The organism is Pasteurella dagmatis (genome assembly GCF_900186835.1).
GTDB lineage: Bacteria > Pseudomonadota > Gammaproteobacteria > Enterobacterales > Pasteurellaceae > Pasteurella > Pasteurella dagmatis.
This window is the reverse complement of the sequence record NZ_LT906448.1, coordinates 1,778,297-1,802,600: the sequence shown is the minus strand read 5'-3', so window position 1 is coordinate 1,802,600 and position 24,304 is coordinate 1,778,297. Positions and strand designations below refer to the sequence as shown.

Here is a 24,304-nt window from a genome sequence, read left to right as displayed (position 1 = left end):
TTGAAATAAAAAGAGGAATTTCAACAATGAGAAAATCATTTTTACTGTTACCTATCAGTATTGCGATGCTGTCAGCTTGTACCTCTAATGCGCCAGCACCAGTAGAAAGTGTAGATGGCACATTAACACCAGGTATTATGCAACCAGTGGATTCATCATCAAGTGGCGGTACTTGGGAACCTCAAATTCAGCAGTCTGGTAGTATGCCAGCTGGAATGAATCAACCAGTTTATCAACCGACTTCGACACCGACTCAACCGATGCCAACAGTAACTCAGCCGGTTGTTACACAGCCAGTATCAATGAATTCACAACAATTTGACATTCCTCGTAATCCATCGACAGGTCAGCCGGATTATAGCAAAATTGTAAAAGGTTCATATCGTGGCGAGACCTATACAGTGCGCAAAGGCGATAGTATGTATTTAATTGCTTATATTTCAGGTTTAACGGTACCTGAATTAGCGGCGTTAAATAATATGTCTCAGCCTTATACATTGAGTACAGGTCAAGTATTACGAGTGTCTAATGGGAAAAATGCATACTCCCCCAGTTCAGTAGCACCTGTGGCTTCAACGGGTGCGCCGGCTCCAGTAACTAAAGGTATAACTTCACAGCATTTTGATATTCCACGTAATCCAAATACTAACACGCCTGATTACAGTAAAATTGATAAAGGCTTTTACAAGGGGGAAACCTATACGGTGCGCAAAGGTGACACAATGTACTTGATTGCGTATATTTCGGGTTTAGATGTGAAAGATCTTGCTGCGCTAAATAATATGTCTGAGCCATATCGTTTAGCGGTAGGGCAAACATTACGTGTATCTAATGGTAAACCTGTACAAACTGCAGTGGTTACGCAGCCGGTACCGCAACCAGTTTCAAAACCTGTAGAACAAGAAGTCACTTATACGCCGGGTCCAAACGGTACACAATACGGATCTGATGGTTCAGTAATCGGCCCAATTAAATCAGGTGCAGGTACACCATCTGCACCGGTACAAACGTCGCCTGTGAATCAGCCTGTGGCACACCAACCAGTGCCAGTACCAACAAACGAAACTAAACAAGTTATGTCGAGTGTTGCGTGGCAATGGCCAACTAAAGGCAATATTACTCAGGGTTTCTCCACTGCTGATGGTGGAAACAAAGGGCTTGATATTGCAGGTTCACGAGGTCAATCAGTTAATGCCGCAGCAGCCGGTCGAGTGGTGTATGCAGGTAATGCGTTAAGAGGTTATGGTAACTTAATTATTATCAAACATAATGATGATTATTTAAGTGCGTATGCGCATAATGAAAGCATTTTAGTTAAAGATCAGCAGGAAGTCAGTGCTGGGCAACAAATTGCTAAAATGGGCAGTTCTGGTACTAACAGTGTGAAGCTACATTTTGAAATCCGCTATAAAGGAAAATCCGTAGATCCAATGCGTTATTTACCAAAACGCTAAGTTATTTTTCTAAAAAACCACATTTAATAAATAAATGTGGTTTTTTATTTTTTTAACTGATTTACGTTTTTTAAGAATATCGATATTTTTAAAACAATCTGAAGTATATAGGTTTATTCTATCCTTACTGATATTTGCTCAATTTTATTAATTTTTGGCATTGAATATGTTCACACAACATAAAAATATTTAACTGTTCTAACAAATTATTTTTATATTTCTAACCAAAATGTAACTGGACCATCATTAGTTAAGCTCACTTGCATATCTGCGGCAAATTGACCGCTAGATGTTTTAATTTTCTCACCGCACTTTTGCACTACATAATCATATAATTCTTCTGCAAGGGCTGGTGGTGCACCGCGAGAAAAACTTGGACGTAAACCTTTTTGTGTATCGGCAGCTAAAGTAAATTGAGAGACTACCAACACCTGTCCATTAATTTGTTGCACATTGAGGTTCATCTTGCCTTCTTCATCACCAAACACACGATAATTAAGCACTTTTTCGATTAGACGATCGGCTTTGGTTTTATCATCTTCTTTTTGTACGCCGAGTAAGACTAATAAACCTTGTCCAATTTCACCAACAATTTGATTATCAACTTCCACTTTTGCCTGCGTAACACGCTGAATCAATGCAATCATCCTTGTTTCTCCAGTAGTTGTTTGCGTTGTGCAATTTCTGCTTTAAGTTCTAGTTCAGTTTTTTTGATTTTTTGTTGTAATGCCGGTTCGCTAGTATCCGCTTCTACAAGCTCCTCAACGCTTATTTCACCTTTCTTACACAAGCTGTAGTCAGCTAGTACAGAAGCTAATTGTGCACCAATTAGAATCACCACCCAGCTGAGCTGGATCCATAATAACATAATTGGCAAGGTCGCCATCGCACCATAAATTAATTGATATGATGGGAAATTAGTGACATACCAAAGGAATGCTTGTTTACCCAATGTGAAGAAAACTGCTGCAACTAATGCCCCAATAGCTGAATGAGTAATTTTTACTTTTTTATTTGGCACAACGCTGTAAATCAAAGTGAAGATCAACCACGTTAAAAAGAATGGCACAAAACTCAGCAGTTTTAGACCAAATGGCAATGAAATGTTTTCATTCAACATTGTGGCAATGTAAGAGCTCACACCAATACTTGCGCCAATTAGTAGTGGACCTAGTGTCAAAATTAGCCAATAAATGGCAAATGAAAAGACGAGGGGACGAATGGTAGTATCGTGCCAAATTGAGTTAAGTGTACGATCAATAGAGTTAATTAACATTAATGCGACAACTACTAAACTGATTACACCGACAGCACTCATTTGCTTGGAATTACTGACAAATTCATCAATATATTGCCCTACCATATCACTAGCTTGTGGTGCAAAATTGTCGAAAATAAAGCCTTTTAATTCCCCTGTAACCTCGTTAAAAACAGGGAAGGCAGAAAATACAGAAAACACTACCATTACCAGCGGTACTAGCGCTAGCATTGTACTATAAGTTAAATAACCGGCAGCTTGGCTTAATTTATTTTGTTGAAAACGAAGCCAAAACAATTTTGAGAAAAGTAAGGTATTTTTAAAAATGTTGTTCACAGTAAACCTCCACAACAATGTTTGAATTTTTTATTTGAGCCACAAAGACAAGGCTGTTTCATTGTAGGTAACGGAACTGTTGGATCGACAAAATACCAACGCTCTTCAATATTCACAAACAGCGATTTCTCATTATGTACTTGTGAGCCTTTATCACAGGCAAAGTGTGCATCAAACTCAACTGTACTGTGGGTTTTAGACAGTCGTTCATGTTTGATAATGGTTAATCCTACCCATTGTGTTTGTTCCGCCCAGTCTTTTAATTCTGAAATTGGCAGTAAATGTTGCTGACTTGGTACAGTGGTTTGCACAATATAATCAATATTTTTCAATACGTAGGCGGTATAGCGAGAACGCATCAATTGTACTGCATTGGTGGGAAATTGCTGTTGTTGATGGAATCGTGCACAGCAATCTTGATAAATTTGACCTGATTGACAGGGACAAAGTGCGGTTAAATTTTGGGTCATTTTGCTCATTTCATTTTTAGATTAGGTCAAAATTGTAGCAAAGGCATTGTTGATTGAAAAACAATTTATCTTCTCATCTTTATTTCTTTTAATTGATTTTGTTCTATAACGTCTTAAATAAAGTGATGCCATAATGTATCAAGCTGATAGCAATTGCCCACATGATCACACCAATTACGAGATCTAGAATGCGCCAAGTAATTGGTCTGCGGAAAAATGGGATTAATAATCTTGCACCATAACCTAAGCTGAAAAACCATAATGCTGACATTAACAATGAACCACCTAAAAAAAGCAATTTTTCATCAAATGCCAAGGTACCAGCAATCCCACCTAAAATCACGACAGTATCTAAATAAACGTGTGGGTTCAGTAGCGTAATCAATAAGGTTGCAATCACGGCGTGTATGCTTCGTTGAGGTGTATTTTCTTGTTCTTCGAGTGCAAGGGAGGCATTGCCTTGATAAGCGGAAAGAAAGGCTTTTAAACCATAAAAAAGCAAAAATGTACTACCTAAAAATGCGAGCGAGACTATTGCCATTGGGCTTTGGCTAATGAGTGAGCCTAGACCTAATACGCCTAATGAAATCAAAACAATGTCGCAAATAAAGCAGGTTAAAATCACTGAAAGAATATTTTGTTTAAGTAATCCTTGTTTCAATACAAACGCATTTTGTGCCCCGATTGCTATAATCAAACCAGAGGTGACAAAAAATCCTTGTAAAAACTGTTCCATAAAGAATTTCCTTAATAATTCAAACATAAAGTAGTACACTAAACGCAATATTTTCGCTTTGCAAGCGTTTAGTTTAACAACTTGTTAACAAGTGAGGTCAACGATGAAACCTTATTTAATTGCACCTTCTATTTTATCTGCGGATTTAGCCCGTTTAGGTGAAGATGTTCAAAATGTTTTAAATTCTGGTGCGGATATTATCCATTTTGATGTAATGGATAATCACTACGTACCAAACTTAACTTTCGGTCCTCCTATATGTAAGGCACTGCGTGATTACGGTATTACTGCGCCAATTGATGTGCATTTAATGGTGAAACCTGTTGATCGCATAATTCCAGATTTTGCTAAAGCAGGAGCAACTTACATCACTTTTCATCCCGAAGCGACAGAACATATTGATCGCTCGTTACAGCTAGTGCGTGATTGTGGTTGTAAATCAGGTCTTGTGTTTAATCCGGCAACACCACTAAGCTATTTAGATTATGTAATGGATAAAGTTGACGTTATTTTATTGATGTCAGTTAACCCAGGTTTTGGTGGACAATCTTTCATTCCAAGCACTTTAGATAAGTTGCGTGAAGTGCGCAAGCGTATTGACGATAGCGGTTTTGATATTCGCTTGGAAGTCGACGGCGGTGTTAAAGTAAATAATATTGCGGAAATTGCGAAAGCCGGTGCTGATATGTTTGTTGCTGGTTCTGCAATTTTTGATCAGCCAGATTATAAGAAAGTGATTGACGAAATGCGTCAACAATTAGCAACTGTTTAATAAAAAGTGCGGTAGAAAATGACACAATTTAAATTGATTGGCTTTGACCTTGATGGCACCTTAGTCAATAGCTTGCCAGATTTGGCACTCTCGGTGAATTCAGCGTTAGCGGAATTTGATTTACCCCAAGCATCAGAAGAATTGGTGCTCACTTGGATTGGTAATGGTGCAGATATTTTAATTGCTCGTGCTTTAGAATGGGCAAAAGAGCAAACAGGTAAAAACCTGAATGATGAACAAATTCGTGAAGTAAAACGCCGTTTTGGTTTCTATTATGGTGAAAACTTATGCAATGTAAGTCGTTTGTATCCGAATGTGAAAGACACGTTGGAACAACTAAAAGCACAAGGTTACACCTTAGCTGTGGTGACCAACAAGCCAACAAAACACGTTCAACCAGTGTTAGCTGCATTTGGTATCGACCATTTATTTAGCGAGCTATTAGGCGGACAATCTTTACCAGCGATTAAGCCACACCCAGCGCCATTGTATTATTTATGTGGTAAATTTGGCTTATATCCAAAACAAATTTTATTTGTAGGCGATTCTAAAAATGATATTTTAGCTGCACATTCAGCAGGCTGCCCAGTGGTTGGTTTAACTTATGGCTACAACTATAACATTCCAATTTCTGAGGCAAATCCAGATTGGGTGTTTGATGATTTTGCAGATATTTTAACGATTTTAAAATAAGGAATAACAATGACAAAACCTGTTGTATTAAGTGGTGTACAGCCATCGGGAGAACTGACAATTGGTAACTATCTTGGTGCTTTACGTCAATGGGTCAAAATGCAAGATGATTATGAATGTTTATTCTGTATCGTAGATTTACATGCGATTACTGTTCGTCAAGATCCTGCTGCATTGCGTAAAGCCACCTTAGATGTATTAGCACTTTATTTAGCTTGTGGGATTGATCCTGAAAAAAGCACTATTTTTATCCAATCACACGTGCCAGAACACACACAATTAGCTTGGATACTCAATTGCTATACTTATTTCGGTGAAATGGGGCGAATGACACAATTCAAAGATAAATCTGCTCGCCACGCAGAAAATATCAATGTTGGTTTATTCACTTACCCCGTGTTAATGGCTGCAGATATTTTGTTATATCAAGCAAATCAAGTCCCTGTTGGTGAAGACCAAAAACAACATTTAGAAATCACACGTGATATTGCAAACCGTTTTAATGCGCTGTATGGCGACTTATTTGCGGTGCCAGAGCCGTTTATTCCGAAAGCAGGGGCACGTGTAATGTCATTGCTTGAACCTGAAAAGAAAATGTCAAAATCAGACGAGAATCGCAATAACGTAATTGGTTTATTAGAAGATCCAAAAGCTGTTGCGAAGAAAATCAAACGTGCGGTGACAGACTCAGATGAGCCACCTGTCGTTCGCTATGATGTGAAAAACAAAGCGGGCGTGTCTAACTTATTAGATATTTTATCTGGTGTAACAGGCAAATCTATCTCAGAGCTTGAAGCAGAATTTGAAGGCAAAATGTATGGTCACTTGAAAGGTGCTGTAGCAGATGAAGTATCAGCAATGCTAATTACATTACAAGAACGTTTCCATCATTTCCGCAATAACGAAGAGTTGCTAAATAAAATTGCTCGTGAAGGGGCAGAAAAAGCGCGTGAACGTGCGAAGAAAACTTTAGATGCTGTTTACCAAGCTGTTGGTTTTGTAGCGTAATTACTTCACTTATCTTTTAAAACTGAACCGCACTTTGGAGTAAAAAGTGCGGTTTTTTTATTTCTATCATAAAAAAGAGTTTTTATGATAGAGGATTGCATTCCCTTAAAAATATCGATAGATTGTAATGATATTCATTATCATTTAGTAAAAATAAGGAGAAAACATGCAACAGAAAGTGCTGGTAGGTTCACTTAGTTTAAGCTTCAGTATGGTTTTAGCAATACCAACAGTTGCTTTTGCTGAGTCCAACACAGAAAAAACAACCATAAATAAATTAGAGACTATTCATGTTAATGAGAGTGAAAAAGGTGGAGAGTATGATGAGAGCTTGATCAAAACTTACTTGTCTGCTGGCTCTTATTCTTATTTAACTCAATCTGAAATTACTCAGTTTAGAGGAAGCTCTGTTGGAGACTTTCTATCAGGTGTACCAAGTGTGATTGTTGGGAATAAGCGTAATAGTGGTGCACTTTCAGTCAATATTAGAGGTATCGCCAATGAAAATAGAGTACCTGTTTGGGTAGATAATGGATTACAGTCAGTCCCATCTTGGCAAGGCTATGCTGGCTCATCGACACGTACATACTTAGATCCTGATTTAATAAGCCAAGTTGAGATTGAGAAAGGACCTTCTTTAGCGAATGATGCAACAGGTGCCATTGGTGGTGTTGTACGTATGAATACGATTAGCTGGAAAGACATTGTTACAGAAGGTAAAGATTGGGGCGTTCGCTTAAAACTAGGCACAATGACAAATACTGTTGCACCTCCTGCAAATTATACTAGAGGGGGTTATCAAACAAGGTATATTCATAAATGTCTTAGCAATACAACGGGATTATGCAAAGCACAAACTTATGCGCCCAATGCACGTTATTCTTCTCATGGACTTGATTTCAACTCTTATAATTACAGTATTGCATTTGCTAAAAAATGGGATAATGCTGATTTTGTCTTAGCATATGCTAAGCGTAAACAAGGAAACTACTTTGTGGGAAGGCATGGGCAAACACCACAAATTGATAATATTAAATTTGAAGAAGATTATGTTGAGGTTGAAGAACCACGTAAACATGAAGAAGTTGAATTAGGTATACTGTCATTTAAGGAAAACCGAAGCACACTTTATCGTCCTGGTGAAGAAGCCCTGAATACATCACAAAATAATGACTCCTATTTAGCGAAAGTCAATTTTTATAATAGTGAGCATCGTTTAGGGATAGCATATCGTCATTATCGTAGCCATTTCGGTGAAATCATGAGTTCAATTTTAAATTTTAGGGCTTATGGTGCACTGCAAGGTGAGGGGACAGAAGTGAAGGTAGATAACTATAATTTAAGTTATCAATATAACCCGAATAATCCCTATATAAATTTGAATATCAATACTTATTATACACATAGTGACTCATCAAATTTTACTCCACTTATTGAAGAATATGGCTATTCATTATCTAGTCGCCATGCTCACTTTTTGATTTCAAAACAAAAAGGATTGAGTATTGCTAACACAAGTATTTTTCAAATTAACAACCAACCTTTAACTCTGAAATATGGTGTTGCGCATAACTATGAGCGTATTTATCCACCTCGTAATGCGTTGCAAAGAGTCAGAGAAAAAGGCTATCCCGATAATGCGATTGCCCCACTCTATGTTCGTGATGGTAAACGGAAAGAAATGAGTGCATTTATTAATGTGAGTTATCCATTTGTATCTTGGCTAAAAGCTGACGTTGGATTACGTTATATGCGCTCAACAATTTATGATTATGTTGTACGAGAAGAAAAAGTGCATATTGGTGATAAACCAGTACCTCGTCCAGACGGTAGAATTGATTTTATACCGCAATATAAATATGTTGTGCATAAACAAGAACCAATTAAAAATAAAGGATTTTCACCGATTGTGATGCTCAGTTCAGAAATTATGAAAGGCACTACGCTTTACGTGAAATATGCGCAATCACTGCGTTCACCAAGTTTATTCCAAGCAACTAAAGGTTGGAGTATGCAATCAACAGCAGATAATTTAGAGCGTCTTAAGGCTGAGCGTGCTAAAAATTGGGAATTAGGTATCAATGGATTTTACGAAAATATTGGCAATAGAGATAATGTTGTTGGTTTTAAATTAGCCTATTTTCATAACAATGTGGATGATTACTTAACTCGAAGCTTTGATCGTAAAAGTGGTATCACGCAAACTTTAAATATTCAAAGTGCTCAGTTCACGGGTTTTGAAGCATCAGCTTATTACGATATGCGTAAGTTTTATACGAAGTTATCCGGCACTTATTATACAAAAACACAATTTTGTTTAACGCCTGAACAAGCAGGAAAAGAAGCACAATGTAATTCAGGTTATGTTTATCGTAGTAATCTAAATAATGCTGTTCCTCCTCGCTTAAATTTACATATTACATTAGGTTCACGCTGGCTAAATGAGCAATTAGATATTGGCGCTCGTTATAGCTATTATAGTAAACGTCTTGTACCAGTGCTTTCAGCCGAGCGTTTTGTGAATACTTCAAGTATTGAGTGGGCACCTTACTCTTTAGTGGATTTATATGCGAACTATAATGTATCTGAGCATCTTAAATTCACGATGACAATGGATAATGTATTTAATCGTTATTATTTAGATGTAAATAATATGGGGTTAAATACCGCACCTGGTCGAACTTTACATCTTGGTGTAGAGTATCGTTTCTGATCATAAACATTATGTATAATAACCGCACTTTGTGATGAGGTGCGGTTTTTGTGCTATTTCTTATATGATACGTATATTAGTAATATTTATATGAGAATTATTGTGATGTATTGTTGTCAAAGCCAATACAAATTTGATTATCTCTATTTATAGAGAGACTCTGCTTTTTAACTGATTGAAACTAGAGGAAAGTGTGGTGAAGTTTTTAAAAATTTTATGTTGTTCAGTGTTATTGTATGTCTCAAATGTATGGGCAAATGCAGATTTTAATATTAAATACAGCTCAAATTATCTAATGCCGGCGTATGTGCATTTTAAAGCGGATGGAGCCAAATATTCCGTTGATGCTAAAATCAACGTGCCACTTTATAACATCGAGTTTTTGTCAAAAGGCACTCAAGGGGCAAAGCAGTTCAATATGGTGGACTACAAAGATGTCCGCAATGGTAAAGCTTATGCTATCTCAAAAATTCAAGGTGATTCGATTGAATATGGAAAAGTCAAAAGTGGCTTAACGAAAGCTGCGTTAGAATTACCAACGTTTGACTTATTTACAATGGCATTTCAGCTAAGTTATTACGATAAATTACCAATAAATTTCCAAATTACTAACGGCAAGAAATTGTATCCAATGCATAATGTATTTGTAAAAAGAAGTGAAAATATCGTCAAATACAATAAGCAAGATATGACACAAATTACTTACCAATTTAAAACTGGCGATAAAGATATTGTGGTGAAAAAATTTGCAGGTGAAAAATTCCCACGCTTTATTTCTTACAATCGCGATGGCGATAATTACGAATTGACCTTTAGTGATTTTGTGAAATAAGTTGTGATAAATAAAAAGTGCGGTAAAAATCACCGCACTTTTTTATTGGTTTAGACTAAAAAATAACGATATGCAGGGCTTTCGGTGACATCTTGGTAAACGTAGCCGAGTTTTTCTAAATGTTGGTTGAACGCTTCAAGATCGCCATCATTTAATTGGAAGCCCGCGAGGACATTGCCGTAGTCCGCTCCATGTGCACGGTAGTGGAACAACGAAATATTCCAATGCGTTTGCCCAAGCGTTTCAAGGAATTTCAATAATGCGCCCTTTTGCTCAGGGAACTCGAAACTATATAAACGCTCTTTAAAATGGCTGTTTGAGCGACCTCCGATCATATAACGCACGTGAGTTTTCGCAATATCATCATTAGATAAGTCGATTAGGTCATAGCCATTATGTTGTAGTTGGTTGATAATGCTATTTTTCTCTTCTTCACCGCTGATACGAACACCCACAAAGATGCACGCTTGAGCATCATCAGCATAACGGTATTTAAACTCTGTTACAGGCACAGCGCCTAAAATATGACAGAATTTTAAGAAGCTGCCTGGTTTTTCTGGGATGGTTACCGCAAGTAAGGCTTCGTGTTGTTCGCCAATTTCGCAACGCTCGGATACATAGCGCAAGGTATGGAAGTTCAAGTTTGCTCCTGAAAGCACATTAACTAGCGTTTCACCTTGAATGTTATGTTCTTTCACATATTTTTTTAATCCAGCTAATGACAGTGCACCAGAGGGTTCAGCAATAGCACGTACATTCTCAAAAATATCTTTCACTGCTGCACAAATTTCATCGCCATCAACGAGCACGACATCATCAATATATTGTTGGCAAACACGGAACGTTTCGTCTCCAATACGTTTCACTGCCACACCATCTGCAAATAAGCCAACACGGTCTAAATCAACAGGCTTGCCTGCTTTTAACGCATGATATAAACACGCAGAGTCTTTAGATTCAACACCGATTACTTTAATTTCTGGCATTAATTGTTTAATTAATACCGCAATGCCAGCTATTAGCCCACCACCACCGACAGGCACAAAGATGCGGTCGATTTGAGTGTTTTGTTGGAGTAGTTCCATTGCTAATGAACCTTGACCTGCGATTACAGCAGGGTGGTCAAATGGTGGAATAAAGGTCATATTTTTACTTTCAGATAGCTCAATCGCCTTCGCTTTTGCTTCGTCAAAATTCGCACCGTACAATAATACTTCTCCTCCGAAGCCACGCACAGCTTCCACTTTGATGCTCGGTGTATTTTGTGGCATCACGATGAGTGCATGTAAGTTGAGGTGTTTGGCTGAAAGTGCAACGCCTTGCGCATGGTTGCCCGCAGATGCTGCGATAACCCCTGCACGTTTTTGCTCCTCGTCTAAGCCTGCAATCATGGCATAAGCACCACGTAGTTTGAAACTATGCACAGGTTGGCGGTCTTCACGTTTGATAAAGATTTTGTTGCCTAAGCGTTCAGACAGTTTTGGCATTTCTTGTAGAGGTGTGACTTGTGCCACTTCGTATACTTTTGAGCTGAGCACCGCTTTTAGGTATTCGGAGCCTGTAGGTTGGTTTGAGGCTAAGTTATTGACCATAAATTATATCCGTTTATTTCATTATTTTAGTTTTTCGCCTGAGGACGAGTTACTTTTTTTATTGATGTAAAGCAAAGTAACCAAAAGAAACAGCCCCTTAATTTTTCTTCTCCTTTCGATTATTGTTCACTTTTGGAGCCAACTTTCAAAACTGGCTTGTTTGGCAAGTTTAAACACTGAAAGTTGTTCTCAAAAGTTAACGCAAACCGCTACGGCGAAAAATAAGGGGAAAAGAGTACGTTATGCTCATTTAGAGACAAATTAAAATTTCTGAAAAATGTACCGCACTTTGAATACTTCTATTTCCTTTTATAAGATGGCGATTTTAAATTTTGCTTTTATCTCTTACTGCGCCTTTGTCTGCGGATGTAGCAAAATGACCATAGACTTTTAAGGCGAAGGAGACTTCGCGTTGGCGATTTGCAGGTTGCCAGCCAAGTTTGTCTTGTACTATGCGACGTTGTGTAAGTTCTTCTTCCAAAACGCATAATTGAATGGAGCGGTTTGGAATGTCGATTTCAATGGTATCGCCGTCTTTGACTAAACCTATGACGCCTCCCGCAGCAGCTTCTGGGGAAACGTGGCCGATAGATAAGCCCGATGTACCGCCAGAGAAGCGTCCGTCTGTCAATAATGCACAGGCTTTACCTAATCCCATCGATTTTAGATAGCTAGTTGGGTAGAGCATTTCTTGCATACCTGGCCCGCCTTTAGGTCCTTCGTAACGAATAACTACCACGTGCCCAGCTTGGACTTTGCCTCCTAAAATGCCTGCAACAGCATCTTCTTGGCTTTCGAAAACAATAGCTTTGCCTGTAAATTTTAAAATTGACTCATCAACGCCAGCAGTTTTGACAATACAACCGTCTTGTGCGAGGTTACCAGAGAGCATTGCTAAGCCACCATCTTGGCTATATGCAAATGCTTTACTTCGGATGCAGCCGTTTTCACGATCATCATCGACAGTATCCCAACGGCAATCTTGTGAAAAAGCTTCTGTGGTACGTATCCCAGCAGGGCCTGCACGGAAGAATGTGTGTACCTTTTCATCTTGCGTGAGTTTGATGTCATAGTGTGCTAATTGCTCGGCAAGACTTAATCCTAAGACAGTACGCGTGTCATTGTGTAACAAGTTAGCTCGATCTAACTCACCTAAAATTGCCATAATACCACCTGCACGGTGTACATCTTCCATATGGTATTTTTGCGTATTTGGAGCAACTTTACTTAAACAAGGCACCTTTCGAGACAACCGATCAATATCTGCCATGGTGAAGTCCACTTCTGCCTCTTGTGCTGCTGCTAACAAGTGTAATACGGTGTTAGTAGAACCACCCATTGCAATATCTAAGCTCATTGCGTTTTCAAAAGCTTTTTTGTTGGCAATCGAGCGTGGTAAAACGCTATCATCATCTTGTTCATAATAAAGTCTGCACAATTCAACGATTTGTTTGCCAGCATCTAAGAAAAGCTGTTTACGGTCCGCGTGAGTAGCAAGGCAGGAGCCATTGCCTGGTAAACTTAAGCCTAATGCTTCAGTTAAGCAATTCATTGAGTTTGCGGTAAACATACCAGAACAAGATCCACAAGTTGGGCAAGCAGAACGTTCTATCTGTGCGCTTTCCTCATCAGAAACATTTGGGTTTGCACCTTGGATCATTGCATCAACTAAATCTAGCTTAATGATTTTATCCGAAAGTTTGGTTTTGCCTGCTTCCATTGGACCACCAGACACAAACACCACAGGAATATTTAAGCGTAAGGCTGCCATTAACATCCCCGGTGTGATTTTATCGCAGTTAGAAATACACACCATCGCATCAGCGCAATGGGCATTCACCATATATTCCACACTGTCTGCAATCAAATCCCTAGACGGTAAAGAATAAAGCATTCCTCCATGCCCCATTGCAATACCATCATCAACTGCAATCGTATTAAATTCTTTTGCCACGCCGCCTGCTTTTTCAATTTCACGTGCAACAAGTTGTCCCATATCTTTTAAATGGACGTGACCTGGCACGAATTGAGTAAAAGAGTTAACAACAGCAATGATTGGTTTGCCAAAGTCATTTTCTTTCATTCCTGTAGCACGCCATAAGGCTCGTGCCCCAGCCATGTTACGACCTTGAGTACTAGTTGCTGAACGCAATTTAGGCATAATCTCTCCAAGTATTGTGTTTGTAATTTCGGTGGAAATTTATATAAGAAAAATTGACCCACCAGATCCATAAATAAATTATTTTTTAACTAATTTCCAATCAATAAATGATGTTGGAATTGGGAAATTTTTATCCTGTTTTATTAATGTTCGTTGATTCGTTGAGTCTTGCCTTTTGGCTTGATAATGCACAATTTTAAGTGCGATAAGTTTTGGTCTCTGCTTATCTAAACGTATTTTTTGCTCCGCTCGAGAGATTGCAATGTCAGTTAACTCGTGTAAAAAACGTATCCTTGGTTTTTGGTTATCTATATCATCAGTAAAATCTTGATAAGTCCATACAGATAAGTGAGTCCATGGCTTTTGTGCATTCATAATAAGGGTTTTACGTCCAAATTCATCCATTTGAATAGCTTTCCCTGTTTTCATTGCATCAAAGTAGATGATATGAGTGATGGTTTGATAGTTTGGCTCATTTTGCTCTGTTACCACTAATGAATCTTCAAGATAAATCGCTTTTTCTAATTCGTTAACTTCATCATAATCCAAAGTATTGTCTGAAACATAATTACCCCGGCTAGTGGAAAAATAAACTTGGTTATCTCGCTTGACGATAGAATGAATCACACCATTTTGCTGCTGAGTTACTTGTATTTCTGGTGGTAAGCAACTTCCACTAAAGCAACAAGCATTTAATAACAAGCAGCCGACGATTAGCCAAATTTTTTTGTACCACATACTATCTATTTTCCCCATTTAGTCTTGAGTAAATAATGTAAAAGGTAATGCAACAATTGCACCTGCAATATAAATTGGGGTAAAGACGGCGACAGCAACACCCATTTTTGTGGCTTGCGAATCGTAATGTGTATCTTCTTTATACTCCACAAGGCGAGTTTTCAGTGGTGGTGAGAATTTGTTTTTCGCTAAAAGTTGTTCTCTATTTCCCACTTTTACTAAAGCAATGTTCTCAAGACACGTGCTGTAATAAACACGTTTTGGTGCAACTCTGACTTGATAATTGTCACGTAAATCTTTCTGCTGTACTTCAGTAAATTTTGTTGGTTCGAAGTCGATGTCTAAACAGGTTTTTGCACGATTACTTTTTACATTTTTTTTGATTTCTCTAAGATCAATTTTGTTAATTGATGGATAGTAAGGAGAATGCAATAGCTGAATCAGTCTTTTCGCATTTTCGGTTTTGTGAGCACTAACTTGGTAATCATAGTGTTCGCCCAAAACATGAATGGCGTTATCAGACAGTATAAAAGCATAAATCGACTCTGTTTTTGCGTTAACGGATGCATCATAAGTATTGAAACAGCTACTTGCTGCAACAGCAAACGCACTAATTATTAGTTTTTTGACGAAATTCATTGCACAACTCCTTGTTGATTATGAGAGATGAATATCCTTCACATCATATACCTTAACTAATTGATTGGTAAGCAAGTTTAAAGTGCGGTCACTTTTTACTGTAAAATCGATTCTTGCCTCATCTTCGATTGAAGTCATATTCATTGAGACAACGTAAAAACCGCGGTGACGGATAACACGTAATACACGCTCAAGTGTTTCAGGGCGTTGCTTTACTTCGAGTGTAAATTGATAGGTTTGCATATAATTTCCTTAAAATTTCCAAAAAACTGACCGCACTTTTACATATTTTCTAACATATCCAAATTGCACGCATTTGGTGGCACGAGAGGCCATACGTTCTCGTTGGAAGAAATGCAAACGTGTAAGAAATAAGCTTCTTTACTCGCAAGTAAACGATCTAATGCACCCTCAACCTCTTCGCCTTTGGTAATTCGTTCACTTTGAATACCGAAAGCCGCTGCTAACATCACGAAGTCTGGGTTATCATCTAGAATCGTGTTACTGAATCTCGCATTGAAGAAAAGCTCTTGCCATTGACGAACCATGCCCAAGCGTTGGTTGTCTAATAACACGATTTTGACTGGTGTTTTACCTCGCTTAAAAGTGCCCAACTCTTGAATATTCATCATTATTGAGCCGTCACCTGTGATCAAAATGACATCGTCATTCGGGCGTGCTTTTTTCGCACCGATTGCCGCAGGTAAACCAAAGCCCATTGTGCCGTAGCCTGCAGAAGTGATGTAATTTTCAGGTGCGTAATGTTGAACGTGTTGTGCTGACCACATTTGGTGCTGACCAACATCGGTTGTTACTACTGCACTTTGTGACTTCTTCTTTGATAACGAGTTAAGTAGCCAAAGTGGGTTAATAAAGGTATCGCCGCCATTTACGCCATAGCAAAAATCGTGTTCTTGTTTGAGTTGTTTAACACGTGTTTGCCAGTCGCTGATATTCAATGGTGTTGCTAATGCGTTGAATGCTTCAGTTAAATCACCACGCAAAGCTACATCAGGATGACGTAATTTGCCAATTTCTGCAATATCAATGTCTGCATGGATCACTTTTGCGTGCGGAGCAAAGGTATCTAATTTGCCGGTCACTCGATCATCAAAGCGTGCACCAAATGCAATTAATAAGTCACATTCTTGCACTGCATAGTTAGCAGCTTTGGTGCCGTGCATACCAATCATTCCCATATAATATGGATTGTCTGGGTGAATTGTGCCTAAGCCTTTTAAGGTGGAAACGCTCGGCATTTGAGTCACTTCTAAGAAATCACGCAATGCAGGTACCGCACGTGCCATTCCAACACCACCACCAACATACATTACAGGACGTTTTGCTTGTTTAACTAACTCAAGCGCTTGCGCAAGGCTGTCTGCTGGAAGTGCAACTGGTTTTTCCACAGGAAATGTCATGGGTAACAAGTTTGTTGGAGCAATTTGAATATCTTTTGGAATATCGACTAACACAGGACCAGGACGACCACTTGCAGCGATTTGGAAGGCTTTTGCAATGATTTCTGGTAATTCCTCGATGCTTTGAACTAAGAAGCTGTGTTTGGTACAAGCTAAAGATAAACCCAATACATCTGCCTCTTGAAAGGCATCTGTACCAATTAATGGCGAGGCAACTTGACCTGTGATTGCGACCACCGGAATAGAGTCCATTAAGGCATCACCTAAGCCCGTGATTAAGTTTGCAGCACCAGGACCTGATGTTGCAATACATACGCCGACAGCACCACTTGAGCGAGCGTAACCAATAGCCGCCATCGCTGCGCCTTGTTCGTTACGACATAATAAGTGCTCGATACCGGCATCATAAAGTGCATCGTATACAGGCATGATTGCCCCGCCTGGATAACCAAAAACGGTATTTACTCCCTGTGCTTTTAAACTTTCTGTGACTAATCTTGCCCCGTTCATTTTCCCACCTTAAGTTGTTTTAAGTATAAAAAAACCCTCGTCTTTTTTGCTAGACGAGGGCTATATTTGATCTATTTGGTTTGCTGTTAATCAAACATTATGCACTCGCCCCGTAGTAATAAGAATTACTACGAGGTTAATAATAATGCTAATCACAGGGCGTAATGCCATCATTTTAATTCCAAATAGTTTAGTATGCTGTTATGTATGCTTTATATTCATATCATATTTTTTTTTCATAGCAAATAATTTTTTTGCAAAATTGTAAAAAATATAAAATTGTTTGTATTTTGCTAGATGACTTTTAGCACACCACCTCGTGGTAGGTAGGTGATTGTGATATTATAAATGCTATTTTTTGTTACAGGATATTATTATGCAGCAGTTTCCTTTTCGAGCCATTGTGTCAGATTTAGATGGTACGCTTTTAAATTCGAATCATATGATTGGTGAATTTACCATCAATACATTAGAGAAATTGGCGGAGAAAGGTGTGGATATTATGCTTGCAACTGGGCGTAACCACACAGATTTAATCCCAATTTTCAAAAAAGTGAATATTAAGAAAGCAGTTATGATTACCTCTAATGGTGCAAGGGCACAGGATTTACAAGGCAATCTTTTAGTGAGTAATTATTTACCTGAAAATTTAGCCTTAGATATAATGAATATTGATTTCGATCACTCACGTGTGTGTGTGAATTCCTATCAAGGAGATGATTGGTTCATTAATATTGATGTGCCACAATTACGTAAATTTCACAAAGATTCTGGTTTTATGTATGAAGTGGTGGATTTCTCTCAACACCACGGACGCGAAACAGAAAAAGTGTTTTTTATTGGTCGTGAAGCACAAGATCTTGTGCCAATTGAGCAATATTTGAAAAACAATTACGGCGACATGGTGAGTATGACTTATTCTACTACGCAATGTTTAGAAGTGATGAATAAAAATGTGTCCAAAGCGAACGCACTCCAACAAGTACTTTCTCATCGTGATTATGATATGCAACATTGTTTAGCCTTTGGTGATGGAATGAACGATGTAGATATGTTAAGTGGTGTAGGCAAGGGTTGTGTGATGGGTAATGCTGACCCTCGTTTGAAATTAGCCTGTCCACAATTAGATGTGATTGGTGTCAACTCTCACGAAGCCGTTGCAAGTTATATTCGAGCTACTTTTGGTATTGTATAACTGATATGAGCCTGTGGCAAAATCTTCTATTAATCAGCCTAGGCGCTGCACTGGGCGCTTGTTCTCGTTGGGGATTGGGTTTATTGTTCAATCCGCTTTTCGCTTTCTTGTCTTTCGGCACGCTCATCGCTAATTATGTGGGCTGTTTTATTATTGGCCTGTTAATTGCAATGTTCTGGCAGTTCCCACAAATTTCAGCAGAATGGCGGTTATTTTTAGTCACAGGCTTTCTCGGCAGTTTAACGACATTTTCTACATTTTCTGCGGAAGTCATTGAGAATTTTATCCAAAATAAATGGCTTGAGGCTGTTGGAATTGCCTCATTGCATTTGTTTGGTAGCTTGTTATGTTCAGCGTTAGGCGTGTTTATTTGGCGCAGTTGTCAGTAAAAAATTGATTGATGTGCGCAAGTGCTTCATCACGAATTGGATCTCGTTCAAATAAAATTTCGTGTTTACTATGCGTAATTTGCACTAGCTTGCCTTGTGGTAAAAGTGCGGTCAGTTTTTCCAAGTTTTTGTTATCTACAATTTTTTCCTTTTCTGATTGTAAAATCAGTACAGGGATTTCAATACGTGGCAAAATGCTTGGTAGCTTTTTAATCGCATTGAAACATAAATGGACCCAACGGAAAGTCGGCCCACCTAAATGAATGTGAGGGTGACGGCGATTGATGCGATTCATCCAGCGCATTCTTGTACGACAGTTACTCAAATCATTTTTATCTAAATCCGCTGGCTTATATTCCCCTTTGCCAAACACATAACGTGAGCCTTGCCCAAATAACATCATCAAATTAATCACTAATTCATCACGCAAAGAATGTTTCATTGGAATGCCATAAAATGGTGCTGATAAGGCTGCACTTTGTATGTGATGATCGTAATTAGCAAGATAATAAGTGCTAATTAGCGCACCCAAAGAATGTGCTAGAATGTGTTGGCTTTTGTAACCATAACCTGCGGTGACTTTTTCTAATAAAATCGCCATATCGTCTACATAAAAACGGAACTCATCAATGTAGCCTTTCTCGTGATCTTTCAATAAACGTTGTGAATAACCTTGTCCACGGTGATCAAACACTAAAACATCGTAGCCTTGCTGATAAAAATCATAGGCGAGTTCGGTCCATTTTAATAGGTTTTCTGCACGTCCATTAACGAGAATAATTAAACGACGTTCTTCAGGAGTGTCTTGCACAAAATGACGATAAGTAATGCGCACATTCTTTTGCCCCCTCACATCTTGCAACGGGAATTGTGCGGCAAAAGGATATAATTCAGCTAAAGCAAAGTGAGTAAAGTGAGGTTCACGCATCATAATATAGTCCAATTTTTGAAACATCTGGACTAGTGTAGCATAAAAGGTGAGAGGGACAGAGTAGATTGTATCTGACAGTTGATTAGAGGTAAAAGTGCGGTAAATTTAAAAATTTTTTAAAATTGACCGCACTTTTGTGATGAGCTAAAGTTTAAAGATTAAGCTACTAATTGTTTTAAGATACGACGAAGTGGCTCTGCTGCACCCCATAATAATTGATCACCAACAGTGAATGCAGCTAAATATTCAGGCCCCATTTTGAGTTTACGTAAACGACCCACGGGTACAGAAAGCGTGCCAGTGACTTTAGTCGGTGTAAGCTCTCGTAAAGTAGTTTCTTTATCATTTGGAATGACTTTTACCCATTCGTTGTGGCTCGCAAGAATTTGCTCGATTTCTTCTAATGGTAAATCTTTTTTCATTTTGATAGTGAAGGCTTGGCTGTGGCAACGTAAGGCACCAATACGTACACATAAGCCGTCAACTGGAATAGGGGTGTCATCTAAGCCAAGAATTTTGTTAGTTTCAGCATAACCTTTCCATTCTTCTTTAGTTTGCCCATCTTCCCAAAGTTTGTCGATCCAAGGAATTAAGCTACCAGCTAATGGCGCACCAAAGTTATCGATAGGTAAATCGCCACGCATTTTGGCTGTTACTCTACGCTCAATGTCTAAAATTGATGATGCTGGGTTTTCAAGATCTGTCTTTACACTATCTTCAAGTTGACCCATTTGCACTAGCAATTCACGCATATTTTTCGCACCTGCACCACTTGCTGCTTGGTAAGTTGCCACAGATACCCATTCCACTAAATCACGTTCAAACAAACCACCTAATGCCATTAACATTAAGCTCACAGTACAGTTACCACCAACATAGGTTTTAATACCGCTTTTTAAGCCTTCACTGATTACATTTTGGTTCACAGGGTCAAGCACGATAATAGCATCTTTTTCCATACGAAGCGCAGAGGCAGCATCAATCCAATAACCAGTCCAACCCGCAGCACGTAATTTTGGATACACATCGTTGGTATAATCACCACCTTGGCAAGTCACGATAATATCTAATTTTTGTAGTTCTGATATATCAAATGCATCTTTCAGATCACCAGCGTTTTTCCCTCCAAAAGAGGGTGCTTGTTGGCCTGCTTGTGAAGTCGTAAAAAACACAGGATTAATGTTTTCAAAGTCATTTTCTTCTTGCATACGATCCATTAATACGGATCCTACCATTCCACGCCAACCGATAAACCCAACGTTTTGCATAAAATTTTCCTTATATTAAAAAGTGAATGATATTGTGTTTGAATAAAGCTAATTAATTACAAGAACACTCAAAGAAAAGCAAGTTATTTTGGTGAAAAAAGAAGGAAATTCGATGATAGAATAGTTTTTATTTAATAAAAAAGGATTTTTGTTTATTTTTTAACAAAATTTTAATATTTGTGATGTGAAAAATTATGATGAAAAAATGAGTAAGTAACAAAAAAGGCGTACCTTTAGATACGCCTTTTTCAGCAAGTTATACCAAATTATTTGATAATTTTAGCAACAACACCCGCACCTACTGTACGACCACCTTCACGAATCGCAAAGCGTAAACCTTCATCCATCGCAATTGGGTGAATCAAGCTTACAGTCATCTTGATGTTATCACCTGGCATTACCATCTCTACGCCTTCTGGTAATTCAATTGTACCTGTCACGTCAGTTGTACGGAAATAGAACTGTGGACGGTAACCTTTGAAGAATGGAGTGTGACGACCACCTTCTTCTTTTGATAATACGTAAACTTCTGATTCGAAGTCTGTGTGTGGTGTGATTGAACCTGGTTTAGCAAGTACTTGACCACGTTCGATTTCTTCACGTTTAGTACCACGTAATAACGCACCTACGTTTTCACCCGCACGACCTTCGTCTAATAATTTACGGAACATCTCAACACCTGTTACAGTTGTTTTTGTTGTTTCTTTAATACCAACAATTTCAACCTCTTCACCAGTACGGATAATACCACGCTCTACACGACCAGTTACTACTGTACCACGACCAGAAATTGAGAATACGTCTTCGATTGGTAATAAGAATGGCTTGTCAATCGCACGCTCTGGCTCTGGGATATAAGAATCTAAGTGACCTGCTAACTCAAGAATTTTTTCTTCCCACTCTGGTACGCCGTTTAATGCTTGTAACGCTGAACCACGTACGATTGGTGTATCATCACCCGGGAAATCATATTGAGAAAGAAGCTCACGCACTTCCATTTCAACTAATTCTAATAATTCTTCATCATCTACCATGTCACATTTGTTTAAGAATACGATGATGTAAGGTACACCTACTTGGCGACCTAAAAGGATGTGCTCACGAGTTTGTGGCATTGGACCATCTGTTGCTGCTACTACTAAGATAGCGCCGTCCATTTGTGCCGCACCAGTGATCATATTTTTCACATAGTCTGCGTGTCCTGGACAGTCAACGTGTGCATAGTGACGAGTTTCTGTATCATACTCAACGTGTGAAGTGTTGATGGTGATACCACGTGCTTTTTCTTCTGGTGCATTATCGATTTGGTCGAATGCACGAGCAGCACCACCGTAGTGTTTTGCTAATACAGTTGTAATTGCTGCTGTTAAAGTTGTTTTACCATGGTCAACGTGGCCGATTGTACCCACGTTTACGTGCGGTTTTGTACGTTCAAATTTTTCTTTAGACATTGAGAGTCCCTCTAAACAAACACGGTTATGGATGGTTCAATATACCACATTAACCAAAATTAATAATTTATTGTTAATAAAGGACAGATAGGAAGTTTAAGACTGGTGCTGATAGGCGGATTTGAACCGCCGACCTCACCCTTACCAAGGGTGCGCTCTACCAACTGAGCTATATCAGCGTTTGGAGCGGGCAGCGGGAATCGAACCCGCATCATCAGCTTGGAAGGCTGAGGTAATAGCCATTATACGATGCCCGCAGTCCTAAATTCATCTGACCCATCAGAACGATTCATTTAAAAATGGTGGAGGGAGAAGGATTCGAACCTTCGAAGGCTGAGCCGGCAGATTTACAGTCTGCTCCCTTTGGCCGCTCGGGAATCCCTCCGCGTTAAATGAGCACTTGCTGAGAAGAATGGTGCCGACTACCGGAATCGAACTGGTGACCTACTGATTACAAGTCAGTTGCTCTACCTACTGAGCTAAGTCGGCATCTCGTAAGCAAGTGAGGCGTATTATAGGGAAATTTTTACCGCTGACAAGTGTTTTTTTGAAAAAAATGATTTTTTTTATTTATTCGTTTAATTATCAAACAAAAAGGCTGTTTTTTATCATAAAATTAGCACTTTTCTAAAAAAATTATGCGATTTTATCATTTTATAGGGTATATTTTATATTCAATTAACTGTCATTTACATAAGTTAAACGTATTGTGGAACAAACAAATTCAACTTTTTTAGCTAATCAACTTACACCTTTTTTATCTTTTAACCGCCAACAATGGGCAGAATTGAGAAAGTCGGTACCTCTAACCCTTACGGAGCAGGATCTCAAACCGCTACTTGGTATTAATGAAGAGCTTTCTTTAGATGAAGTGCGTACCATTTATTTACCATTAGTGCGTTTAATCAATTATTACATTGAAGAACATATTCAGCGTCAGCAAGTGATGAACCGCTTTTTAGGTGTAAATCCAGACAAAGTACCTTACATTATCAGTATTGCTGGTAGTGTTGCTGTTGGAAAAAGTACTTCAGCACGTATTTTGCAATCTTTACTATCACAATGGCCTGAAGTGCGAAAAGTAGATTTAATTACGACTGACGGTTTCTTATATCCTTTAGAGAAGTTACAAAAAGAGAATTTATTGCACAAAAAAGGCTTTCCTGTTTCTTATGATACATTGCGTTTAGTGCGTTTTTTAGCTGACATTAAATCGGGCAAACCAAATGTGAAGGCTCCAGTTTACTCACATTTAATTTACGATATTGTGCCAGATCAATTTGATGTCGTTGAACAGCCAGATATTTTGATTTTAGAAGGTTTGAATGTATTACAAACAGGCGACCGCTCAACGCAAACCTTCGTATCTGACTTTGTGGACTTTTCTATTTATGTGGATGCTGACGAAAATTTATTAAAAAAATGGTATATCAACCGTTTTTTAAAATTCCGTCAAAGTGCATTTAGTGATCCCGATTCCTATTTCAAACACTATGCGAGCTTGTCTGAAGAAGAGGCTGTGAGTACCGCAAGCCGTATTTGGGATGATATTAATGGCTTAAATTTACGCGAAAATATTTTACCGACTAGAGAACGGGCGAATTTAATCTTAACGAAAGGGGCAAATCACGCTGTAGAATTAGTGAAGTTGCGTAAATAATCTTCTTTTAGTAAAAATTAACAAAAAACACACCGCACTTTGAGGTTGAAGCTAAAGTGCGGTTTATTTTCTAGAAA

General features: G+C 38.5%; 22 protein-coding genes and 4 tRNA genes. 9 read left to right on the top strand and 17 right to left on the bottom strand.

Annotated elements, in window-relative coordinates:
- The first annotated feature begins 26 nt into the window (after positions 1-26).
- Positions 27-1,454 carry a murein hydrolase activator NlpD gene (gene nlpD, locus CKV78_RS08180; protein ID WP_005763767.1) on the top strand — a complete coding sequence of 476 codons (1,428 nt, stop codon included), beginning with the start codon at positions 27-29 and terminating at the stop codon, positions 1,452-1,454.
- A 212-nt stretch (positions 1,455-1,666) separates the two neighbouring features.
- Here nlpD and dtd read toward each other — a convergent pair whose 3' ends face one another.
- The 4 genes from dtd to CKV78_RS08160 form a co-directional block, all read right to left on the bottom strand.
- A complete protein-coding gene (gene dtd / locus CKV78_RS08175) occupies positions 1,667-2,101 on the bottom strand; it encodes a D-aminoacyl-tRNA deacylase (RefSeq protein WP_005763765.1) in 435 nt (144 codons plus the stop codon).
- The gene (locus tag CKV78_RS08170; RefSeq protein WP_005763763.1) at positions 2,098-3,048 is read right to left on the bottom strand and encodes a virulence factor BrkB family protein; all 951 of its coding nucleotides are present in this window, start codon (positions 3,046-3,048) and stop codon (positions 2,098-2,100) included. The genes dtd and CKV78_RS08170 overlap by 4 nt, the downstream gene beginning before the upstream one ends.
- Positions 3,045-3,518, bottom strand: a complete 474-nt coding sequence (locus CKV78_RS08165; RefSeq protein WP_032855435.1) for a YchJ family protein — start codon at positions 3,516-3,518, stop codon at positions 3,045-3,047. The genes CKV78_RS08170 and CKV78_RS08165 overlap by 4 nt, the downstream gene beginning before the upstream one ends.
- A gap of 103 nt (positions 3,519-3,621) precedes the next feature.
- The gene (locus CKV78_RS08160; RefSeq protein ID WP_032855433.1) at positions 3,622-4,254 is read right to left on the bottom strand and encodes a LysE/ArgO family amino acid transporter; all 633 of its coding nucleotides are present in this window, start codon (positions 4,252-4,254) and stop codon (positions 3,622-3,624) included.
- Positions 4,255-4,357: 103 nt separating this feature from the next.
- Here CKV78_RS08160 and rpe point away from each other — a divergent pair, with 103 nt between their 5' ends.
- The 5 genes from rpe to CKV78_RS08135 all read left to right on the top strand — a co-directional run bounded on the left by rpe (position 4,358) and on the right by CKV78_RS08135 (position 10,272).
- Positions 4,358-5,026: a ribulose-phosphate 3-epimerase gene (gene rpe / locus CKV78_RS08155; protein ID WP_005763756.1), complete on the top strand. Its 669-nt coding sequence runs from the start codon at positions 4,358-4,360 to the stop codon at positions 5,024-5,026.
- A gap of 18 nt (positions 5,027-5,044) precedes the next feature.
- The gene (locus CKV78_RS08150; protein ID WP_005763754.1) at positions 5,045-5,719 is read left to right on the top strand and encodes a phosphoglycolate phosphatase; all 675 of its coding nucleotides are present in this window, start codon (positions 5,045-5,047) and stop codon (positions 5,717-5,719) included.
- A 9-nt stretch (positions 5,720-5,728) separates the two neighbouring features.
- Positions 5,729-6,727: a tryptophan--tRNA ligase gene (gene trpS, locus CKV78_RS08145; protein WP_005763752.1), complete on the top strand. Its 999-nt coding sequence runs from the start codon at positions 5,729-5,731 to the stop codon at positions 6,725-6,727.
- Between the two features lie 211 nt (positions 6,728-6,938).
- Positions 6,939-9,440, top strand: coding sequence for a TonB-dependent receptor domain-containing protein (locus CKV78_RS08140; RefSeq protein WP_407946524.1), 2,502 nt, complete (start codon positions 6,939-6,941; stop codon positions 9,438-9,440).
- Positions 9,441-9,636: 196 nt separating this feature from the next.
- Positions 9,637-10,272: a hypothetical protein gene (locus tag CKV78_RS08135; protein ID WP_032855431.1), complete on the top strand. Its 636-nt coding sequence runs from the start codon at positions 9,637-9,639 to the stop codon at positions 10,270-10,272.
- 50 nt (positions 10,273-10,322) lie between these two features.
- Here the strand turns inward: CKV78_RS08135 and ilvA are convergent, their stop codons facing one another.
- From ilvA to ilvG, 6 genes are all read right to left on the bottom strand, one after another.
- Positions 10,323-11,864: a threonine ammonia-lyase, biosynthetic gene (gene ilvA, locus CKV78_RS08130; RefSeq protein WP_005763746.1), complete on the bottom strand. Its 1,542-nt coding sequence runs from the start codon at positions 11,862-11,864 to the stop codon at positions 10,323-10,325.
- A gap of 325 nt (positions 11,865-12,189) precedes the next feature.
- A complete protein-coding gene (gene ilvD / locus CKV78_RS08125) occupies positions 12,190-14,025 on the bottom strand; it encodes a dihydroxy-acid dehydratase (protein WP_005763743.1) in 1,836 nt (611 codons plus the stop codon).
- Between the two features lie 78 nt (positions 14,026-14,103).
- Positions 14,104-14,763, bottom strand: a complete 660-nt coding sequence (locus CKV78_RS08120) for a hypothetical protein (protein ID WP_032855428.1) — start codon at positions 14,761-14,763, stop codon at positions 14,104-14,106.
- An 18-nt stretch (positions 14,764-14,781) separates the two neighbouring features.
- Entirely contained in the window at positions 14,782-15,402 is a 621-nt protein-coding gene (locus CKV78_RS08115; RefSeq protein ID WP_005763740.1) for a hypothetical protein, read from the bottom strand.
- A gap of 18 nt (positions 15,403-15,420) precedes the next feature.
- Complete coding sequence (gene ilvM, locus CKV78_RS08110) at positions 15,421-15,645, bottom strand: acetolactate synthase 2 small subunit (RefSeq protein ID WP_005763738.1); 225 nt, start codon at positions 15,643-15,645, stop codon at positions 15,421-15,423.
- Positions 15,646-15,683: 38 nt separating this feature from the next.
- Positions 15,684-17,333, bottom strand: coding sequence for an acetolactate synthase 2 catalytic subunit (gene ilvG, locus CKV78_RS08105; RefSeq protein ID WP_005763736.1), 1,650 nt, complete (start codon positions 17,331-17,333; stop codon positions 15,684-15,686).
- 376 nt (positions 17,334-17,709) lie between these two features.
- On the opposite strand from ilvG, the gene CKV78_RS08100 reads away from it, so the two are divergent.
- Complete coding sequence (locus CKV78_RS08100) at positions 17,710-18,528, top strand: Cof-type HAD-IIB family hydrolase (RefSeq protein WP_005763733.1); 819 nt, start codon at positions 17,710-17,712, stop codon at positions 18,526-18,528.
- A 5-nt stretch (positions 18,529-18,533) separates the two neighbouring features.
- Positions 18,534-18,917, top strand: a complete 384-nt coding sequence (crcB, locus tag CKV78_RS08095) for a fluoride efflux transporter CrcB (RefSeq protein ID WP_005763730.1) — start codon at positions 18,534-18,536, stop codon at positions 18,915-18,917.
- On the opposite strand, the gene CKV78_RS08090 is transcribed toward crcB, so the two are convergent.
- The 7 genes from CKV78_RS08090 to CKV78_RS08060 form a co-directional block, all read right to left on the bottom strand.
- Complete coding sequence (locus tag CKV78_RS08090; protein WP_032855423.1) at positions 18,895-19,848, bottom strand: alpha/beta fold hydrolase; 954 nt, start codon at positions 19,846-19,848, stop codon at positions 18,895-18,897. The two genes, crcB and CKV78_RS08090, sit on opposite strands and share 23 nt — an antisense overlap.
- A gap of 158 nt (positions 19,849-20,006) precedes the next feature.
- A complete protein-coding gene (gene asd, locus CKV78_RS08085; RefSeq protein WP_005763727.1) occupies positions 20,007-21,116 on the bottom strand; it encodes an aspartate-semialdehyde dehydrogenase in 1,110 nt (369 codons plus the stop codon).
- A 266-nt stretch (positions 21,117-21,382) separates the two neighbouring features.
- Entirely contained in the window at positions 21,383-22,567 is a 1,185-nt protein-coding gene (gene tuf / locus CKV78_RS08080; RefSeq protein WP_095075298.1) for an elongation factor Tu, read from the bottom strand.
- A 103-nt stretch (positions 22,568-22,670) separates the two neighbouring features.
- Positions 22,671-22,746: transfer RNA gene (locus CKV78_RS08075), tRNA-Thr, on the bottom strand.
- A 3-nt stretch (positions 22,747-22,749) separates the two neighbouring features.
- Positions 22,750-22,824: transfer RNA gene (locus tag CKV78_RS08070), tRNA-Gly, on the bottom strand.
- 43 nt (positions 22,825-22,867) lie between these two features.
- A tRNA-Tyr gene (locus CKV78_RS08065) sits at positions 22,868-22,952 on the bottom strand.
- A gap of 28 nt (positions 22,953-22,980) precedes the next feature.
- A tRNA-Thr gene (locus CKV78_RS08060) sits at positions 22,981-23,056 on the bottom strand.
- Between the two features lie 220 nt (positions 23,057-23,276).
- On the opposite strand from CKV78_RS08060, the gene coaA reads away from it, so the two are divergent.
- Positions 23,277-24,227, top strand: a complete 951-nt coding sequence (coaA, locus tag CKV78_RS08055) for a type I pantothenate kinase (RefSeq protein ID WP_005763725.1) — start codon at positions 23,277-23,279, stop codon at positions 24,225-24,227.
- Positions 24,228-24,304: the final 77 nt, after the last annotated feature.

What these genes read in the sequence shown, in the direction of transcription:
- nlpD (WP_005763767.1), top strand. Translation starts at nt 27, where the DNA reads ATGAGAAAATCATTTTTACTGTTACCTATCAGTATTGCGATGCTGTCA.
- dtd (WP_005763765.1), bottom strand. Translation starts at nt 2,101, where the DNA reads ATGATTGCATTGATTCAGCGTGTTACGCAGGCAAAAGTGGAAGTTGAT.
- CKV78_RS08165 (WP_032855435.1), bottom strand. Translation starts at nt 3,518, where the DNA reads ATGACCCAAAATTTAACCGCACTTTGTCCCTGTCAATCAGGTCAAATT.
- CKV78_RS08160 (WP_032855433.1), bottom strand. Translation starts at nt 4,254, where the DNA reads ATGGAACAGTTTTTACAAGGATTTTTTGTCACCTCTGGTTTGATTATA.
- rpe (WP_005763756.1), top strand. Translation starts at nt 4,358, where the DNA reads ATGAAACCTTATTTAATTGCACCTTCTATTTTATCTGCGGATTTAGCC.
- CKV78_RS08150 (WP_005763754.1), top strand. Translation starts at nt 5,045, where the DNA reads ATGACACAATTTAAATTGATTGGCTTTGACCTTGATGGCACCTTAGTC.
- trpS (WP_005763752.1), top strand. Translation starts at nt 5,729, where the DNA reads ATGACAAAACCTGTTGTATTAAGTGGTGTACAGCCATCGGGAGAACTG.
- CKV78_RS08140 (WP_407946524.1), top strand. Translation starts at nt 6,939, where the DNA reads ATGGTTTTAGCAATACCAACAGTTGCTTTTGCTGAGTCCAACACAGAA.
- ilvA (WP_005763746.1), bottom strand. Translation starts at nt 11,864, where the DNA reads ATGGTCAATAACTTAGCCTCAAACCAACCTACAGGCTCCGAATACCTA.
- ilvD (WP_005763743.1), bottom strand. Translation starts at nt 14,025, where the DNA reads ATGCCTAAATTGCGTTCAGCAACTAGTACTCAAGGTCGTAACATGGCT.
- CKV78_RS08120 (WP_032855428.1), bottom strand. Translation starts at nt 14,763, where the DNA reads ATGTGGTACAAAAAAATTTGGCTAATCGTCGGCTGCTTGTTATTAAAT.
- CKV78_RS08115 (WP_005763740.1), bottom strand. Translation starts at nt 15,402, where the DNA reads ATGAATTTCGTCAAAAAACTAATAATTAGTGCGTTTGCTGTTGCAGCA.
- ilvM (WP_005763738.1), bottom strand. Translation starts at nt 15,645, where the DNA reads ATGCAAACCTATCAATTTACACTCGAAGTAAAGCAACGCCCTGAAACA.
- ilvG (WP_005763736.1), bottom strand. Translation starts at nt 17,333, where the DNA reads ATGAACGGGGCAAGATTAGTCACAGAAAGTTTAAAAGCACAGGGAGTA.
- CKV78_RS08100 (WP_005763733.1), top strand. Translation starts at nt 17,710, where the DNA reads ATGCAGCAGTTTCCTTTTCGAGCCATTGTGTCAGATTTAGATGGTACG.
- crcB (WP_005763730.1), top strand. Translation starts at nt 18,534, where the DNA reads ATGAGCCTGTGGCAAAATCTTCTATTAATCAGCCTAGGCGCTGCACTG.
- CKV78_RS08090 (WP_032855423.1), bottom strand. Translation starts at nt 19,848, where the DNA reads ATGATGCGTGAACCTCACTTTACTCACTTTGCTTTAGCTGAATTATAT.
- asd (WP_005763727.1), bottom strand. Translation starts at nt 21,116, where the DNA reads ATGCAAAACGTTGGGTTTATCGGTTGGCGTGGAATGGTAGGATCCGTA.
- tuf (WP_095075298.1), bottom strand. Translation starts at nt 22,567, where the DNA reads ATGTCTAAAGAAAAATTTGAACGTACAAAACCGCACGTAAACGTGGGT.